The following is a 16,717-nucleotide window of genomic DNA, read 5'->3' as shown; positions in this document are numbered from 1 at the left end:
TCAGGAGCACCGCCATGACCACCATCCCCCGCGAGAACACCGCGCTCATCGTCGTCGACATGCAGCGCGCCTTCTTCGACAACGACGACTCGCTCGGCCGCTCGGGCATCGACGTCACGCCGCTGCGCGACGCCATTCCGGGCACCCTCCGCCTGGTGCGCGACGCCCGCGCCGCCGGCGTGCCGGTCATCTTCACCCGCTACGTCTACATGCCCGGCATGGTCGACTTCGGCCCCGTCCGCGGCGCGAAGGCGGCCGAGCGGATCGCCTCCAACTCGCTCGGCGCCGGCACCGACGAGATCGAGCTGATCCCGGAGCTGGAGGCGCGGCCCGACGAGATCGTGATCGACAAGTCCCGGCCGAGTGCGTTCTACGGCACCCGCCTCGAGCCGGTGCTGAACGGCATGGGCGTCCGCAACGTGGTGATCTGCGGAGTGACGACCAACATCTGCGTCGAGTCGACCGCGAGGGACGCGGGCCAGCGCGACTACGGCACCTACGTGGTGCGCGACGCCGTCGCCGAGTTCACGGCCGAGCGGAACCACTTCGCGCTGTTCGGGATCGCCTGGTCGTTCGGCGAGGTCGTCGACCTGGCCGAGATCGAGGCGTCCTGGTCGCTCGAGGCGCCCGCGACTGAGGCTTCCGCGACCGAGGCTTCCGCGCTCGAGACCGCCGCGGTCTGAGGCCGCTCCCGTGACCGATCCGCTGCTCTCCCTCCGCGACGTCTCGATCTCGTTCGCCACTCCGGTCGGCGAGATCGAGGCGGTGCGCCACCTCGACCTGGATCTGCGCGCGGGTGAGACGATCGCCGTCGTCGGCGAGTCGGGCTCGGGGAAGTCGACGACCGCCGCGAGCATCAACCGGCTGCTCCCGGAGAACGGCCGGATCTCCTCCGGCACGATCCTCTTCGAGGGCGAGGACCTCGCGCAGGCGACGGAGAAGCGGATGACCGCGATCCGCGGCGCCGGCATCGGGCTGGTGCCTCAGGATCCGATGTCGAATCTGAATCCGCTGCAGCGGGTGGGCGCGCAGATCGCGGAGGCGCTGCTCGTGCACGGGCGCCTCCGGGGTGCCGCCGCGCGCGACCGGGTCGTCGAGCTGCTCGAGATGGTGGGCATCCCCGAGCCGGCCCGGCGCGCGCGGCAGTACCCGCACGAGCTGTCCGGCGGCATGCGTCAGCGAGTGCTGATCGCGATCGGCCTCGCCTGCCGCCCGCGGCTGCTCATCGCCGACGAGCCGACCAGCGCGCTGGACGTCACCGTGCAGCGCGGGATCCTCGATCAGCTCGCCCGCCTCACCGCCGAGATGGGGACCGCGGTGATCCTGATCACGCACGACCTCGCCCTCGCCGCCGAGCGCGCCGACCGCGTGCTGGTGCTGTTCCGCGGCGAGGTGGTCGAGCAGGGCGAGGCGGCGGCCGTCCTGCGCGCTCCGCAGCACGAGTACACCCGGCGGCTGCTGGCCGCGGCGCCGACCCTGTCGTCGACCCGGCTGGTCGAGGACGCGCCCGCGTCCGAGGGCGTCGAGCCGCTGGTGCGGCTCCGCGAGGTCGGGAAGCAGTACCCGGTGCGCTCGGGCCTCGGCCGCAGGGCGCCGTTCACCGCCGTCGAGTCCTCCTCGTTCGACATCCCGCGCGGCCGGACCGTCGCGGTCGTCGGCGAGTCCGGCTCGGGCAAGTCGACGACGGCGAAGCTCGTGCTGCGACTCGAGGAGCCGACGACCGGCGCGATCGAGTTCCGCGGCCGGAGCGTCGCGCACCTGCGCGGGAAGGAGCTGATGGACTTCCGCCGGCACGTGCAGCCGGTGTTCCAGAACCCGTACAGCTCGTTCGACGCGCGCTACACCGTGGCCCGCAGCATCGAGGAGCCGCTGCTGCTGCACCGGGTCGGCGACGGTGAGAGCCGGCGGCGGCGGGTCGCCGAGCTGCTCGCGCAGGTCGCCCTGCCGCCCGAGGTGGCGGAGAAGCTGCCGCGCGAGCTCTCGGGCGGGCAGCTCCAGCGGGTGGCGATCGCCCGCGCGCTCGCCCTCTCGCCCGAGCTGGTCGTGCTCGACGAGGCGGTGTCGGCGCTCGACGTCCTCGTGCAGGAGCAGATCCTCGCGCTCCTGGCCGAGCTGCAGCGCGAGCTCGGGCTGAGCTACCTCTTCATCAGCCACGACCTCGCCGTGGTGCGGATGCTCGCGCACACCGTGCACGTGATGCAGAAGGGCCGGATCGTCGAGTCGGGCACGCCCGCGCAGATCTTCGAGGCGCCGCAGCATCCGTACACGCGGGCGCTGCTCACGGCGATCCCCGATCCCGAGGCGGCCGCGGTCGGCTGACGGCTGCTCCCTGAGCCGGGAGGGGCGCCCGCGGGGAGTGGCCCGCCTCCGCTGACGCCGCGGTGCTCAGCAGTCGCCGGCGCGGAAGCGCAGCGCGGTCAGCGCTGTCGAGTGCCAGCCCTGCTGACCGTCGTGCTGGCTCAGGGTCAGCGTGCTCCCCGAGGGGAGGACGTCGAACGCGAAGGTGTCGAAGCGGGGGTCGTTGACGAGGACGGGCTCGAAGGAGGTGCTGCGCCGGAACGGGTCGGCGACCGTGCCCGTGCCGACTCCCGGGTCGGAGCCCTGGGCGGAGATCGAGGTCGGCGCGAGGCTGAAGCCGACGGTGGTCCACCAGCCCGCCACCCAGGGCAGCGAGGGGTCCGAGAGCGACGTGATGTTCTGGAAGGTGAGCCGGACGTCGAGCGGGTCGAACGGCCGCCCGTCCGCTCCGAAGAAGTGGAAGGTCAGCGTCTGCGAGTCGGACCCGGGCGACGGGGTCTGCGTGAGTGCCCCGGCACGACGCTGGTTCAGCAGGAGCGTCCCGGGACCGAACGCGCCGGGCTCCCCGGCGCGCGCGACCGTCTCGCTCGGCGGCGGACCGGTCTCCTCCCCGATCCACACGGAGCCCTCCCCGGTCAGATCGAAGCTCCGGCCCTGCGACTCGGTCGTGGTGCCCGGCGCGAGGACGGACGTGATCCGCACCGTCGACACCGCTCCCCCCGGCGAGATCGCGGTGAGCACGGTGGGGTCGCTCGCGACGCTCGCCGGCGGGAACACCGTCGTGCTGAAGCACGGGGCGGGCGAGGCGGCGGCGAGCGGGGCGGCCACCGCCGCGCTGACGACGGGGACGCCCCACACGGCGCTCGCGGCGACGCTGCGCCGGGTGGGGCCGTGCGGGTCGGGGCGGCGCTGCGACATGCGGGATCCGTTCCGTGAGACCAGGAGTGCGGCCGGAATCCGACCGGGCACCCCGGCAGCGTAGGAGCAGCGGTCGCCCGAGTGCGGCGTTCCCCTCCCCGCTGGCGTGGAACGAGCGCTCAGCAGTCGCTGGAGCGGAAGCCGAGGCCCGTGATCGCGCTGCTGTGCCAGCCCTGGAAGCCGCCGAACTGGCTGTAGACGAGCGAGCTGCCGGACGGGAAGGAGCGGAACGTGAAGGTGTCGTAGCGCGGCGCGAGCGGTACAGCCCGCTCCCCGGCGGTGGCGCGCCGGAAGGGATCGGCGATCGTGCCGGCGCCGACTCCCGCCGCGCCGCCGCGCGAGGAGATCGACGTGGGCGCGACGCTGAAGCCGACGGTCGACCAGGACTTCAGCGCCCAGTAGAGCCCCAGGCTGGTCGCGTCCGACGAGATGTTCAGGACGGTGAGCTGGACGTCCGTCGGGTCGAACGAGTTCCCGTCGGCGTCGAAGAACTCGAAGATCAGCGTCTGCGAGTCCGATCCCGGCGTCGGCACCTCCGGAACGTTCTCGGTCGTCGTCGAGACCCGCCCGGCGCGACGCTGGTTCAGGAGGAGCAGCCCGGGCTCGTAGAAGCTCAGCGGCACCTCGTTCGCGAACTGGAATGTTCCACCGGCGTACCACGCGGTGCCGTCCTGGGTCAGGTTGAAGCTCCTGGGGTCGGTCGTGGGCGTGGTCGTGGTGTCCGCCGCCAGGACCGAGGTGATGCGGACCGAGGTCGACGTGCCGGTGGGCGAGGTCGCGGTGAGGGTCAGCGGATTCAACGACATGCTCGACTGCGTGAACAGCGTCGTGCTGGTGCAGGGCAGCGTCGAGGCCGCGGCGAGCGGGGCAGCGACCGCCGCACCGACGACGGGGATGCTCCACATCGCGCTCGCGGTCACGGAGCGGCGCGAGGGACCGGAGGAATCGGAGGGGTGAGTGGACATGGCGGATCCGTTCTGAGAGAGGGTGAGGACGAGCTGGAGCGACTCGTCGGGAGTCGAGACAGGCGCACGGTGGTAACGCTGTCATCACTGCAGGAAGCCTCAGTGAATCGCAGTCGCACCGCCCGGCGCACGCCCCCCGTCCGCGCCACGCGCGTCCGGCGCCGCCCCCCACCGCTCCGGGAAACCCGGGAGAGGACCCGGCGGATCCGTTCAGCGAGGGCACGAACCGGCGAGGAGCGGCTGACCGACACGGCAGCTTAGGCCCGTCGACTCGAGAAGGCGAAACTGCCTCACTTCTGGCGCGGGACGTCGGTTCGAGCAGGGCGATCAGCACGCTGGTCGACGAGCCGGCGCCGCGCCGAGTGCGCACGGGGCTGCCCGCGAGGATCTCGATACGCCCACTCCGTGGGCTACTCGATCAGCATGATCGAGCGCCGGCGGCCGGCTCGCAGCCGCGAGCAGGGCGATCGGCATGCTGGTCGAGCAGCCCCGCAGGGGAGCCTGCATGCTGGTCGAGTAGTCCCGCAGGGGCGTATCGAGACCCGCCCACCCCGAGGACGCCGGGCCCCCTCCCGGGCGGCGGGCACGGGCGCGCCCGACCCCGTGGCTCAGCGACCGCGCGTGGACGCGCGCTCGACGAGCTCCGGCGCGAAGACCCGGCGCCGGTCGACGACGCCGTCGCCCTCGGCGGACACGACCTCCTGAAGCAGGTCGACCGCCGACGCGCCGAACGACTCCTGCGGCGCCCGGATCGAGCTCAGCGGCACGATCGAGGCCTCCGCGTACTCGATGTCGTCGTAGCCGATGAGGGCGATGTCCTCGGGCACGCGGATCCCCCGGCCGATCAGGACCTGCTCGAGGCCGATGGCCAGCAGGTCGTTGACGGCGAAGATCGCATCGGGGCGCGCGGCGGGCTCCCGGTCGGCGATCGCCTCGCCGACCTCGTGCCCCTCCGCGATCACGCGGTGCTGCACGTCGATCATCTCGAGGGTCGCGCCGGGCACCGCGGCGACCGCGCGGCTGGCGCCCGACAGGCGCTCGCCGACCTGCTGGATCGACAGCGGGCCGCCGACGAAGGCCAGGCGGCGGCGGCCGAGCGCGAGCAGGTGCTCGGCCGCGAGCCGCCCGCCGAGCACCTCATCGATCGAGACCGAGGGCTGGGTCTCGGCGGCCGCGTGCCGGCCGACGAGCACGGTCGGCGTCCCGCGCGAGCGGACCGAGGCGAGGCGGTCCTCGATCGAGCCGTGCGACGCGACCAGCATCCCGCGCACTCCGTGCTCCTCGAACAGCTCGAGGTAGGCGTCCTCGCGGGAGGTCTCGCCGCCGGAGTTCGCCAGGAACAGCGACAGCCCGAGCTCGGCCGCGCGCCGCTCCGCGCCCTCCGCGATCATCGCGAAGAAGGGGTTGGACACGTCGGGAGCGATGTAGGCGATGGTGGAGCTCTGCCCCAGCCGGAGCTGACGGCCCGCGTTGTTGCGCACGAAGCCCAGCGCCTCGATCGCCTCCTGGATCCGCTTCGCCTTGGTGTCGGAGACGCGCGCGGGGTGGTTGAGGAAGTGCGAGACCGTCCCCATCGAGACGCCGGCGGCGGCGGCGACGTCGCGGATGCCGACCCTGGTCATCGCTGTCTCCTCGTGCTGGCGGGCGCCGCGACGGGGCGTCGGACGGGCTTCGATGCTCTCACGCGCCGCTCCCTACTCGCGGAGCGGCGACTCCGCCGGCGACTCCGGCAGCAGCGGCTCCGGCAGCGCGACGCCGTGCGCCTCCAGCGCCTCCGACACCACCTTCACCGCGTTGAGCGCGCGGGGGAAGCCGACGTACTGCACCGTGTGGATGACCGCCTCGACGATCTCCTCCGCCGTCGCCCCGGTGTTGACGGCCGCGCGGGTGTGCCCCCGGAGCTGCGCGTCCACCCCGCCGAGCGCCGTGAGGACGCCGAGGGTGATCAGCTCGCGCTCGCGCAGGGTGAGACCCGGCCGCGAGTTGACGTCGCCGAAGTTGAACTCGAGGCCGTAGCGGGCGAGGTCCTGGGCGCGGCCGCGCTGCAGCGCGATCAGGCCGTCGGCCTTGCCCTCGCCGTACACGGCGTCGAAGGCGGCTCGGCCGCGGGCGAGGCGCTCGGGGTCGGCAGTGGGCTGGGTCATGTCGGAGTCTCCTGGGATCACTAGATCGAGTGCCCGCCGTCGAGCGGCAGGATCACTCCGGTGATGTTGACGGCCGCCGGCGACGCCAGGAACACGATCGTCCGGGCGAGGTGCTCGGGCTCGCCGAGCAGGCGCGACGGGATCTGGTCGAGCAGCGCCGCGCGCCGCTCGGGGGTGTCGTTGTCCCGGCCGGGCGTGCGCTGCGCGCCGGGCGCGAGCGCGTTGACGGTGACGCCCTGGTCGGCGACCTCGATCGCGAGCGCCTTGGTGAGGCCGACGACCCCGGCCTTGGCGGCAGCGTAGGCGGTCGCCCCGCGGACGAGCCGCCCCCCGGCGACGGCCGCGACCGAGGCGATGTTCACGATCCGGCCGGAGCGCCGCTCGAGCATGGCGGGCAGCACGGCGCGGGTGACCGCGAAGACGGTGTCGAGGTTCCGCGACATCTGGGTGCGCCAGGTCTGCTCCGTCATCTCGTGGAAGAACGAGACCGCGCCGCCGCCGGCGCCGTTGACCAGCACGTCGATCGCGCCGTCCTCCTCGATCACGGCGCCGAGGGCGCGCTGCACGGCGTCGAAGTCGGTCAGGTCGACCGCGACGGCGCGAGCGGCCCTGCCCTCCTCGCGCACGCTCCGGGCGACCTCCTCCGCTCCCGCCGCGTCGAGATCGACGACGACCACGTCGGCTCCCGCGCGGGCGAGCTCGCGGCAGACGACCCGTCCGAGCGCTCCCGCGCCACCGGTGACCAGGGCGCGCTGCCCGTCGAGTTCCATGCGATGTCTCTCCGATCCTCGTCGTGCGCCGCTGAGCGGCCATCGGGCTCCAGCGCCCGGACGACGGCTTCATCGTTCCGCAGCTTTTGAAACGTGTCAAGACAGTCTTGACAGCTCGCACACCCGTCGCTAGCCTCCTGAATTGTAACGTTTCAAACAATGCCCGCTCGGCATGGCCCGTTCGAAACGCCGTTGCACCTTTCAAGGAGGAAATGTGTCCCGCTCTGCAGAATCCCGCGGACGTCGCTCCCGCTCGGCCCTCACCGGGCTCGTCGCCGGCACCGGAGCCGCCGTGCTGCTGCTCACCGGCTGCGCCTCGGGCGACGGCGGCGGCTCGTCCGAGTCCGGCGCCGCCGGCTCCTTCTCGGTCCTCACCCCGGCCGAGAACTCGATCATCCGCGACGAGCTCGCCACCCTCGGCGAGGGCGCCTGCTCCGCCGAGAACGAGGCGATGCCGCTCGACAGCCAGACGGTCGCCCAGGCCGACGTGGTGCAGAAGATCACGCTGCTCGCGAGCCAGGACGCGCTGCCCACCAGCTTCGTCGCCGGCACCGCGCAGGTCCGCCCCGACGGCGACCTCGGCAAGAACGACCTCATCGTCGACTACGAGGAGAAGCTCACCGAGCTCGGCGTCTGGGACGACGTCCTCCCCGCCGCCCGCTCGACGATCACCTCGGTCTACGGCGGCATGGTCTCGCTGCCGTTCCAGTACAACGTCGAGGGCATCTGGTACAACAAGCAGATCCTGGCGGCGAACGGCATCGCCGAGCCGCAGACCTGGGACGAGCTCGTCGCCGCCCTCGAGACGCTGAAGGCCGCCGGAGTCGTCCCGCTCACCGAGGCCGGCAGCCAGGGCTGGCCGCTCACCCGCCTGATCGGCAACTACCTCTTCCGCTCGATCGGCCCGGACGCCATGAAGGACATCCAGTCCGGCGATGCGAAGCTCACCGACGCCGAGTACATCGAGGGCGCTCAGGCCGTCGCCGATCTCGGCAGCGCGGGCCTGTTCGGCGAGGGCGTCACCTCGCGCGACACCGACACCGCGAACGCCCAGTTCCTCACCGGCGAGGCCGCGATGACCTACAACGGCTCCTGGTTCCTGGCGAATCTCAACGACCCCGCTCAGAACCAGATCGGCGAGGAGAACGTCGGCTTCCTGCCGTTCCCGAACGTCACGGGCGGCGCGGGCGACAGCAGCCAGTGGCCGGCCAACGCCGGAGCGGCGACCGCGACCTCGACGAAGGCCTACGACGACGGGGTCGGCGACTGGCTGACCTGCATCGCCGAGAACTACGGCTCGAGCGTGCTGCAGAACCAGGGCGTCATCTCGGGCTTCGCGCTGAACGAGGAGGTCACCGACGTCCCGCCGCTGACCACCACGGTCCAGGAGTACGTGAACGAGGCGGACGAGACCGTGCTCTGGTTCGAGGCCCTCTTCGACGCGAAGACCACCTCGGACGCGCAGACCAACGTCTCGCTGCTGGTCTCGGGCGGCATGAGCGCCGAGGACTACATGGCGGCCCTCCAGGCCGATCTCGACCAGGCGCAGTGATCCCGAGCGGGCCGGCGGCTCCTCCCGCCGCCGGCCCGCGTCCCTCCTCTTCCTCCTCCCCCGCGTGCACGCCCTGCGCGCACGTCGAAAGGACAGCGCTTCCGTGAACAGCGTCCTCGGAGACAAGAAGGCGATCCTGATCCTTCTCGGACCGGCCCTCGCCGTCTACACGCTCATCAAGCTCGTCCCGGTGCTCTGGTCGCTCGGACTCACCTTCTTCACCGGCAATCCGCTCAGCGGCTTCGAGTTCTCCGGCGGCGAGAACTTCCTGCGCTTCCTGCAGGATCCGCAGGCGCTCGAGGCCCTCTGGTTCACCGTCCGCTACTCCCTCGTGATCACTGCGGGGCAGGTCGTGCTCGGCTACGCGCTCGCACTGCTCTACGTCTTCGTGCTGAAGAACGCGTCCTCCTTCGTCCGCACCGTGGTGTTCTTCCCGACCGTGCTGCCCACGGTCGCCGTCGCGCTGCTCTTCAAGAGCATGTTCGCCGTCGGCGGCCAGGAGGGCCCGGTCAACGCCGGCCTGGGCTTCCTCGGTCTCGGCAGCATCGACTGGTTCGCGACCGCCGAGGGCACCTTCGCCGTCGCCGTGATCATGGAGCTCTGGCGCTCGATGGGCTTCTTCGCGATCCTGCTCTACGCCGGTCTCGTCGACATCCCGGAGGAGACGCTTGAGTCGGCCCGCCTCGACGGGGCGACCGGCTGGCGCCTGGTCTCCTCGATCGTGCTGCCGCTGTCGCTGCCGGTGCTGCTGTCGTCGGTGATCTTCAGCTTCAACAGCACGCTCAAGGTCTTCGACACCCTGCTCGCGCTGAACAACGGCGGGCCGGGCAGCTCGACGACACCGCTGACGCTCTACATGTACCGCACCGTCTTCAGCTACTCGGACTACGGCTACGGCTCGACGATCGCGCTGGTGCTGACGATCATGTGCTTCCTCGTCACCCTCTTCATCTTCCGCTCGTCGCGCCGCGACAACACGAAGGAGGCCTGAGGTGTCCACCGGAACCCTCTCCCGCCCCGCGCCCCGCACCCGCCCCTCGGTGCCGGCCGGCCCGCACCGCCGGGTCCGCAGCCTCGGCCGCGGCACCCGGCGCTGGATCGGCCGCGTCCTGATCGGCCTGCTCGTCGTCGTCGAGGCGTACCCGATCTTCTGGATCGTGATGGGCTCGTTCAAGACGCAGAACGAGTTCTTCGCGAACCCGACCTGGGCGCTGCCGCAGAGCCTGGACTTCTCGAACTACGTCTCGGCGCTGACGGAGGGCGACCTGGCGACGAACCTGCGCAACAGCGTCCTGGTCACCGTCCCCTCGCTCGCCCTGATGATCGTGCTCGGCGTCGCCGCCGCGTTCGCGCTCGAGGTCCTGGTCTGGCGCGGCCGCAACACGGTGCTGCTGCTGTTCATCGCGGGCATCATGATCCCCGGCCAGATGATCCTGGTCCCGCTCTTCACGGTGTACTTCCGCACCGGGCTGACGAACTCGCTCTGGCCGCTGATCATCACCTACACGGTGATGGGGCTGCCGCTGACGGTGTTCCTGATGACGGCCTACTTCCGCGCGATCCCCCGCGAGATCTTCGAGGCCGCCGCGATCGATGGCGCGAGCATGATCACCGCCTTCTGGCGGGTCGGCGTGCCGATGATGCGCAACGCGATCATCACGATCGCGCTGGTCGAGTTCTTCGCGGTCTGGAACGACCTGCTGATCGCGCTGACCTTCACGACGAACGACGAGCTGGCCACGGTGCAGGTCGGGCTGCTGAACTTCAGCGACGAGTACGGCTCGACGCAGTACGGACCGCTGTTCGCCTCGATCAGCATCAACATCCTCGGGATGCTCGTGCTCTACCTCTTCCTCAACAAGCAGATCATGGCCGGCCTCGCCGCCGGCTCCGTGAAGGGCTGACGGATGCGCGCGCCCTCCCCCTCCCCCTCCCCTCTCCCGCGAGATGCCACCTGTGCGGGCGACACGCCGTGAAAGCCGTGCACAAGTGGCATCTCGCGGAGGAGGCGTACTGGGAGGATCCCCGGCCGGGTGAGGGGCGGCGGCGGCCGCGGGCGGACGTGCTCAGCGACGCGCCGCGGCTGCGGCTCGACGGGGACTGGCGCTTCCGGCTCGCGCCGACCGCGCACGGGACCGGGCCGGGGTTCGCGGATCCGCTGCTCGACGATGCGGACTGGGACCTGCTGCGCATCCCGTCGCACTGGGTGCTCGAGGGCCACGGCGACCCGCTCTACACGAACACCGCGTTCCCCTTCCCGCTCGATCCCCCGCACCTGCCGGAGGAGAACCCGACCGGCGACCACCGCCTGCGCTTCGAGCTGCCCGCCGGCTGGCCGGAGGACGGCCGGACCGTGCTGCGCTTCCAGGGTGTCGACTCCTGCGGCGCCGCCTGGCTGAACGGCGAGCCGCTCGGCTGGTCGACGGGCAGCCGGCTGCCCTTCGAGTTCGACGTCACCGGGCCGCTGCGGCGCGGCGAGAACCTGCTCGCCGTCCGCGTGCAGCGCTGGTCGGCGGGGAGCTACCTCGAGGACCAGGACATGTGGTGGCTGCCCGGCATCTTCCGCGAGGTCGAGCTGCTCTGGCGACCGGACGGCGCGGCCGACGACGTGCTCGTCACCGCCGACTACGAGGACGGCACGGGCACCCTGCTGGTGCGCGCGCTGGACGAGGCGGGCGGCGAGCTGCCCGGCGTGGTCCGGCTGCCCGAGCTCGGCCTCGAGGCCCCGGCGGGCGAGAGCGTCCGGCTGCCGGTCGAGCCGTGGAGCGCCGAGTCGCCGCGCCTGTACCGCGGCACGCTCGAGGTCGCCGGCGAGCGGATCGAGCTCGCCGTCGGCTTCCGCACGGTGCGGATCCGCGACGGCGTCTTCACCGTCAACGGCTCCCCCGTCCGCCTGCGCGGCGTGAACCGGCACGAGCACGACCCCGATCGCGGCCGCGCCCTCGACGAGGCGACCATGCGCCTGGACATCGAGCTGATGAAGCGGGCGAACGTCACCGCGGTGCGCACCTCGCACTATCCGCCGCACCCCGCCTTCCTCCGCCTCTGCGACGAGCTCGGACTCTGGGTGCTGGAGGAGTGCGACATCGAGACGCACGGCTTCATCTACGCGGGCTGGCAGGGCAACCCGCCGACCGAGCCGCAGTGGCGCGAGGCCCTCGTCGACCGCATCACCCGGATGGTCGCGCGCGACCGCAGCCACCCGAGCATCGTCATCTGGTCGCTCGCGAACGAGAGCATGGTCGGCGAGTCGTTCGACGTGCTCGAGCGGGTCGTGCGCCGGCTCGATCCGAGCCGGCCGATCCACTACGAGCGCGATCCGAGCTTCCGCAACTCCGACTTCTCCTCGGCGATGTACCCCGCGCTGGAGGAGCTCGAGGCGATCGCCGAGCGGCGGGAGCCGACCCCCGAGGGCGTGGTGGCCGGCTCGCCCGACGACGCGCGCCGCCGGCGCCTGCCCTTCGTGCTCTGCGAGTACGGGCACGCGATGGGCAACGGCCCAGGCTCGCTCGACGAGTACCAGCGGATCCTCGAGTCGTCCGACCGGATGGCCGGCGGCTTCGTCTGGGAGTGGATCGACCACGGCTTCCGCGCGACCACCGCCGACGGGTCGGAGCACTTCCGGCACGGCGGCGACATCGACTTCCAGCCGAACGGCGGCAGCTACTGCATCGACGGGCTGCTCTTCCCCGACCGCACGCCCTCGCCCGGCCTCGCGTCGCTCGCGCGGGCGATCGCACCCGTGGTGATCGACGTGGCGGAGGGGGCGATCGCGATCCGCAGCCGGCAGGACGTCGTCGACACCGCGGCACTGCGCTGGCGCTGGCGGGTCGAGGACGACGGGGCGCTGCTCGCGGAGGGCCTGCTCGACGTCCCCGCCGTGCCGGCCCGCGGGAGCGTCGTCGTGCCGTTCACGGCACCGGTCGCGGGTGTCCTCACCGTCTCGGCCGAGCTGGCCGAGGCGGCGCCCTGGGCGCCCGCCGGCCACGAGGTGGCGTGGGGGCAGCGGATCGACGCGCCGACCCCCGCCGTCCGCCGCCGCTCAGCACGGGTCGCCGACGAGGACGGCGTGCTGCGCCTCGGCGACGCCCTGCTCGACCCGCGCACCGGGCGGCTCCTCTCCCTCGGCGGCGTGCCCGTCGACGGTCCCCTCGTCGACCTGTGGCGCGCGCCGACCGAGAACGACCGCGGGCAGGGGACGCTGAACGCGCTCGCCGCGAGCTGGTCGGCCGTCGGCCTCGACCGCGTCCTGCACCGCACCGTCTCGGTCGAGCGCGACGAGCACTCCGTCACCGCGACCACCCGGAGCGGACCGGCGACCCAGACGCTCGCCGTGCTCAGCCGCCTGGTCTGGACGGCGGAGGAGGGCGCGCTGCACCTCGCCGCGCGGTTCGCGTTCACCGGCGCCTGGCAGGACACCCCGCACGGCCACCACTCGGTGACCCCGCCGCGCCTCGGCCTCCGCCTGACGCTCCCGGGCGGCTTCGCGGACGCCGACTGGCTCGGCCGCGGCCCCGGCGAGTCCTACGCCGACACCCTCGACGCCGTCCGCTTCGGCCGCTTCGCCGCGAGCATCGACGCTCTGCAGACGCCGTACGTCGTGCCGCAGGAGAACGGCAACCACGTCGGCACCCGGCGGCTGACCCTGACCGGGCCGGGACTGTCACCGCTCGTCGTCACCGGCGACGGCTTCGACTTCACCGCCCGCCGCTGGACGAGCGAGGCCCTCGCCGTCGCCGCGCATCCCCACGAGCTGCGCGACTCCGGCCACGTCGTGCTCGACCTCGACGTCCGCCAGCAGGGCGTCGGCAGCGCCTCCTGCGGCCCGGCCCTCCCGGAGCGCTACCGCGTCCCACTCGAGGACGCGTCCCTGGAGCTGACCTTCCGCGCCGGCTGATATCAGCTGATCATCTGAAGCAGACTCTCCCGATGAGCACCGCGACCTTCACCGAACTCCTCCGCACGCCGGAGGACGTCCTCGCGCACATCGACGAGGGCCAGGTCCGGATCACCCGTCGCGACGGCGACGACCTCGTCATCCTCCGTGGTCGCGATCTCGCTGCCCTGAAGGACGGCATCGCGCTCTTGAGCCGGTTGCTGCGCGCCATCGGCCGCCGTCGCGGCGACGTCGCCGCGGGCCTCACGGACCTGTTCGCTTGGACGAGCGAGTTCGACCAGGGCGAGCTCACGGCGTACGCGGCGGAGATCGAGAAGCTCGTCTACGGCGCCGGCGAGCTCGGCACGTTCGACCTCCTGCTCCGGGCGCAGCGTGAGTGGGAGGAGACGGCCCGCGCGTACGCCAGCGGGATGACATCCGTCACCCCGATCGAACTCCCCGAGGTGCCCGTCCGCGCGAGCCGACCCTGATGTCGGGCGAGCGAAGGATCCGGTCGCTCGCTTCGCGCTGATCCGACAGGGCCGTGTCCGCTGAGGCGGGTGATGCTCAGGCGCGGCGCTCGAGCTCCACCTCGGCGCGCCAGAGGTGCGCGGGCTCCCAGCCGAGGGCCTCGCGGGCGCGGTCGATCGAGACGACCGTCTCGAAGCCCTCGAGGGGGCGGGTCAGCGGCACGTCCGGGAAGGCTCCGGCGACCAGCTCGGCCGAGGGGATCGTCAGGCCGGTGTCGGAGGCGGCGATGTCGTAGACGGCGAAGCCGGGCTCGCCGACCTCCAGGGCACGCGCGATCGCGCTCGCGCCGTCGCGGGCGTCGACGTAGCTCCACAGCAGTTCGCGGCGGTAGGCCGGGTCGCCGGCGCGCTCGACGAAGCGGGAGTACTCGCCGGCCCGGGTGATGTTGGTGAAGCGCAGCGCGGTGATCGAGCAGTCCCGGTCCCAGCGGACGAGCTGCCGGGCCATCGCCTCCTCGAGGACCTTGACCAGGCCGTAGGTGTTGTTCGCGCGGTCGCCGTCCTCCTCCGTGAGCGGGAGGGAGGCGGGCGGCTCGGCGAAGGGGAAGCCCATCGCGGTGATGCTGGAGGCGTGCACGATCCGCTTTACTCCGGCCCGCAGCGCGGAGTGGAACAGGTTGAAGGAGACGGTCATGTTGGCGTGGAAGGTCGCCGCGTCCGGGACCAGGCCGTTCACCGGGATCGCCGCGAGGTGGACGATCGCGTCGACTCCGCTGTGCCGCGCGGTGATGCCGAGCACGGCGTCGAGCGCCTGGCCGTAGTCGGTGAAGTCGACGCGGGTGAAGGGCACCGCGACCGTCGGCGGCGTCAGGTCGAGGCCGATCGGCTCGTGGCCGTCGGCGAGCAGCCGCTCCAGGGTCGCGGTGCCGAGCGTGCCGGAGCAGCCGGTGACGGCGATGCGCATGGGGGTCCTCTCGCGGGGTCGGGCGGGGGTCGAGCGGGGGCGGGGTCGGGCGTCAGCGTACGGGGAAGTCCGCGGGCAGCGGGAGGGCCGGGACCTCATGCCCGGCGGCGGCCGACTCGTCGGCGTGCAGGTGCCCGGTGCGCCCGCCCGCCGGCAGGCCGGTCTCGGTGAAGAACCCGCGGAGCGGCTCGTAGACCGCGACGATGTCGTGCACGTCGCCCGCCCGGGTGAGCACGATGTCGCCGGCCTGGACGTAGCGCTCGGCGCCGTCGACGAGGATCCGGCCCTTCCCCTCCGCGAAGAACCACACCTCGTGGTCGTCGTGGTGGTGCCGGTCGAACCGCCCGCCCTCCAGCGGCACGGCGAAGCGGCCGAGGGTGCCGACGGCGCACCACTCCGGCCGGTCGCCGGGATGCAGCCAGGTGCCGGGCTCGTAGACCGGCATCAGGCCTGCGCCCAGCGCGGAGCGGTGCCGGGCTCGAGGATCCGCGCGCCGGGCAGCTCGTCGAGGCCGGTCTCGGCGCCGCCGGGCGTGTAGACGACGAGGAGCCGCAGCGGCCGCCAGGTGGTGTTGTAGGTGGAGTGCACCGTGTCGCGCGGGATGTGCAGGGCGTCGCCCTCCCGGATCGCGAAGGCCGGGCCGTCGCCGACGGTCTGCTCGCCCTCGCCCGAGACGACGTAGATGACCTCCTCCTCGCCGGGGTGGCTGTGCGGGTCGTGGCCCTGACCGGGGTAGATGATCACCTCGCCGGTGGTCAGGCCGACGGGTCCGTCGAGGTGCGGGGTGACGAGCCACTTGATGGTGCCCCAGTCGAAGACGCGGGTGGGCACGTCGTCGGGGCGGCGGCCGGACTGCGCGGACGGGACGGACGGCGCGGACTGAGTGGCCTGCGCGGACGGGGTGGCGGGCGGTGTCGTGGTCACGGGGTCTCCTTCGAGGTGAGCGGGATGCTGGTGAAGTCGACGAGCTGCTGGCGGATCGCCCGCTCGGTCGGCAGGCGCTCGACGGAGGAGGCTCCGAAGAAGCCGGCGACCCCCGTCGTGTGCTGGAGGACGTACGCCGCGTCGGCGGGCTCGGCGATCGGGCCGCCGTGGCAGAGCACGATGACGTCCGGATTCACGGCGACCGCCGCGTCGCGCAGCTCCTGCACGCGCGCGGCCGACTCCTCGAGCGAGAGCGCCGTCTGCGCGCCGATGCTGCCGCTGGTGGTGAGGCCCATGTGCGGGACGAGGACGTCGGCGCCGGCCTCCGTCATCGCCACGGTCGACGCGACGTCGAACACGTAGGGGGCGGTGAGCAGGTCGCGCTCGGCGGCGAGCCGGATCATCTCGACCTCGAGGTCGAAGCCCATGCCGGTCTCCTCGAGGTTCTGCCGGAAGACGCCGTCGAAGAGCCCGACCGTCGGGAAGTTCTGCACCCCCGTGAAGCCGAGCCGCGCCAGCTCATCGAGGAAGACCTCCATCCGCCGGAACGGATCGGTGCCGCAGACCCCGGCGAGCACCGGGGTGTCGCGGATGATCGGCAGCACCTCGCGGCTCATCTCGACGACGATCTGATTGGCGTCGCCGTAGGGCAGCAGGCCCGAGAGCGAGCCGCGGCCCGCCATCCGGAAGCGGCCGGAGTTGTAGATGATCAGCAGGTCGGCTCCGCCGGCCTCGGCGGCCTTCGCCGAGATGCCGGTGCCGGCTCCCGCGCCGATGACGGGCCGCCCCGCGGCGATGGTGCGGCGGAGGCGGGCGAGTGCGGTCGTGCGGTCCAT

The 16,717-nt window shown here is 72.4% G+C and carries 16 protein-coding genes; 7 read left to right on the top strand and 9 right to left on the bottom strand.

The genetic code is table 11. From position 1 onward, the window contains the following. The first annotated feature begins 14 nt into the window (after positions 1–14). Positions 15–683: a cysteine hydrolase family protein gene (locus tag EDF45_RS02040; protein ID WP_123734788.1), complete on the top strand. Its 669-nt coding sequence runs from the start codon at positions 15–17 to the stop codon at positions 681–683. Positions 684–693: 10 nt separating this feature from the next. Further along, the gene (locus EDF45_RS02035) at positions 694–2,319 is read left to right on the top strand and encodes an ABC transporter ATP-binding protein (protein WP_123734787.1); all 1,626 of its coding nucleotides are present in this window, start codon (positions 694–696) and stop codon (positions 2,317–2,319) included. Between the two features lie 66 nt (positions 2,320–2,385). On the opposite strand, the gene EDF45_RS02030 is transcribed toward EDF45_RS02035, so the two are convergent. The 5 genes from EDF45_RS02030 to EDF45_RS02010 form a co-directional block, all read right to left on the bottom strand. Then, the gene (locus tag EDF45_RS02030; RefSeq protein ID WP_123734786.1) at positions 2,386–3,216 is read right to left on the bottom strand and encodes a hypothetical protein; all 831 of its coding nucleotides are present in this window, start codon (positions 3,214–3,216) and stop codon (positions 2,386–2,388) included. A gap of 119 nt (positions 3,217–3,335) precedes the next feature. Then, positions 3,336–4,181 carry a hypothetical protein gene (locus EDF45_RS02025; protein WP_123734785.1) on the bottom strand — a complete coding sequence of 282 codons (846 nt, stop codon included), beginning with the start codon at positions 4,179–4,181 and terminating at the stop codon, positions 3,336–3,338. 608 nt (positions 4,182–4,789) lie between these two features. After that, a complete protein-coding gene (locus EDF45_RS02020; RefSeq protein WP_123731891.1) occupies positions 4,790–5,803 on the bottom strand; it encodes a LacI family DNA-binding transcriptional regulator in 1,014 nt (337 codons plus the stop codon). A gap of 72 nt (positions 5,804–5,875) precedes the next feature. Beyond that, positions 5,876–6,325: a carboxymuconolactone decarboxylase family protein gene (locus EDF45_RS02015; protein WP_123734784.1), complete on the bottom strand. Its 450-nt coding sequence runs from the start codon at positions 6,323–6,325 to the stop codon at positions 5,876–5,878. A gap of 20 nt (positions 6,326–6,345) precedes the next feature. After that, a complete protein-coding gene (locus EDF45_RS02010; RefSeq protein WP_123701526.1) occupies positions 6,346–7,095 on the bottom strand; it encodes an SDR family NAD(P)-dependent oxidoreductase in 750 nt (249 codons plus the stop codon). Positions 7,096–7,309: 214 nt separating this feature from the next. On the opposite strand from EDF45_RS02010, the gene EDF45_RS02005 reads away from it, so the two are divergent. From EDF45_RS02005 to EDF45_RS01985, 5 genes are all read left to right on the top strand, one after another. After that, positions 7,310–8,647 (top strand): ABC transporter substrate-binding protein, encoded by a 1,338-nt coding sequence (locus EDF45_RS02005; protein WP_260311738.1) that lies wholly within the window; start codon positions 7,310–7,312, stop codon positions 8,645–8,647. A gap of 103 nt (positions 8,648–8,750) precedes the next feature. Beyond that, complete coding sequence (locus EDF45_RS02000) at positions 8,751–9,638, top strand: carbohydrate ABC transporter permease (RefSeq protein ID WP_123444732.1); 888 nt, start codon at positions 8,751–8,753, stop codon at positions 9,636–9,638. Position 9,639: 1 nt separating this feature from the next. Then, a complete protein-coding gene (locus EDF45_RS01995; RefSeq protein WP_243581075.1) occupies positions 9,640–10,551 on the top strand; it encodes a carbohydrate ABC transporter permease in 912 nt (303 codons plus the stop codon). 68 nt (positions 10,552–10,619) lie between these two features. Continuing rightward, positions 10,620–13,544: a glycoside hydrolase family 2 TIM barrel-domain containing protein gene (locus tag EDF45_RS01990; RefSeq protein WP_260311737.1), complete on the top strand. Its 2,925-nt coding sequence runs from the start codon at positions 10,620–10,622 to the stop codon at positions 13,542–13,544. Positions 13,545–13,576: 32 nt separating this feature from the next. Beyond that, complete coding sequence (locus tag EDF45_RS01985) at positions 13,577–14,014, top strand: hypothetical protein (RefSeq protein WP_123734781.1); 438 nt, start codon at positions 13,577–13,579, stop codon at positions 14,012–14,014. 76 nt (positions 14,015–14,090) lie between these two features. On the opposite strand, the gene EDF45_RS01980 is transcribed toward EDF45_RS01985, so the two are convergent. From EDF45_RS01980 to EDF45_RS01965, 4 genes are read right to left on the bottom strand one after another with little or no spacing between them, the layout of a single operon-like run. Further along, positions 14,091–14,957 (bottom strand): NAD(P)-dependent oxidoreductase, encoded by an 867-nt coding sequence (locus tag EDF45_RS01980; RefSeq protein ID WP_123734780.1) that lies wholly within the window; start codon positions 14,955–14,957, stop codon positions 14,091–14,093. Positions 14,958–15,009: 52 nt separating this feature from the next. Then, a complete protein-coding gene (locus tag EDF45_RS01975; RefSeq protein WP_123734779.1) occupies positions 15,010–15,402 on the bottom strand; it encodes an AraC family ligand binding domain-containing protein in 393 nt (130 codons plus the stop codon). Further along, the gene (locus EDF45_RS01970) at positions 15,402–15,881 is read right to left on the bottom strand and encodes a cupin domain-containing protein (protein ID WP_123734778.1); all 480 of its coding nucleotides are present in this window, start codon (positions 15,879–15,881) and stop codon (positions 15,402–15,404) included. Before EDF45_RS01970 ends, EDF45_RS01975 begins: the two co-directional genes overlap by 1 nt. Then, positions 15,878–16,717 carry a phosphoenolpyruvate hydrolase family protein gene (locus EDF45_RS01965; RefSeq protein ID WP_123734777.1) on the bottom strand — a complete coding sequence of 280 codons (840 nt, stop codon included), beginning with the start codon at positions 16,715–16,717 and terminating at the stop codon, positions 15,878–15,880. The genes EDF45_RS01970 and EDF45_RS01965 overlap by 4 nt, the downstream gene beginning before the upstream one ends.

Origin of the sequence: Rathayibacter sp. PhB186 (genome assembly GCF_003751825.1) — a bacterium.
Classification (GTDB): domain Bacteria; phylum Actinomycetota; class Actinomycetes; order Actinomycetales; family Microbacteriaceae; genus Rathayibacter; species Rathayibacter festucae.
Note: the sequence above shows the minus strand (reverse complement) of the source record. Positions and strands in the feature narration are given on the sequence as shown.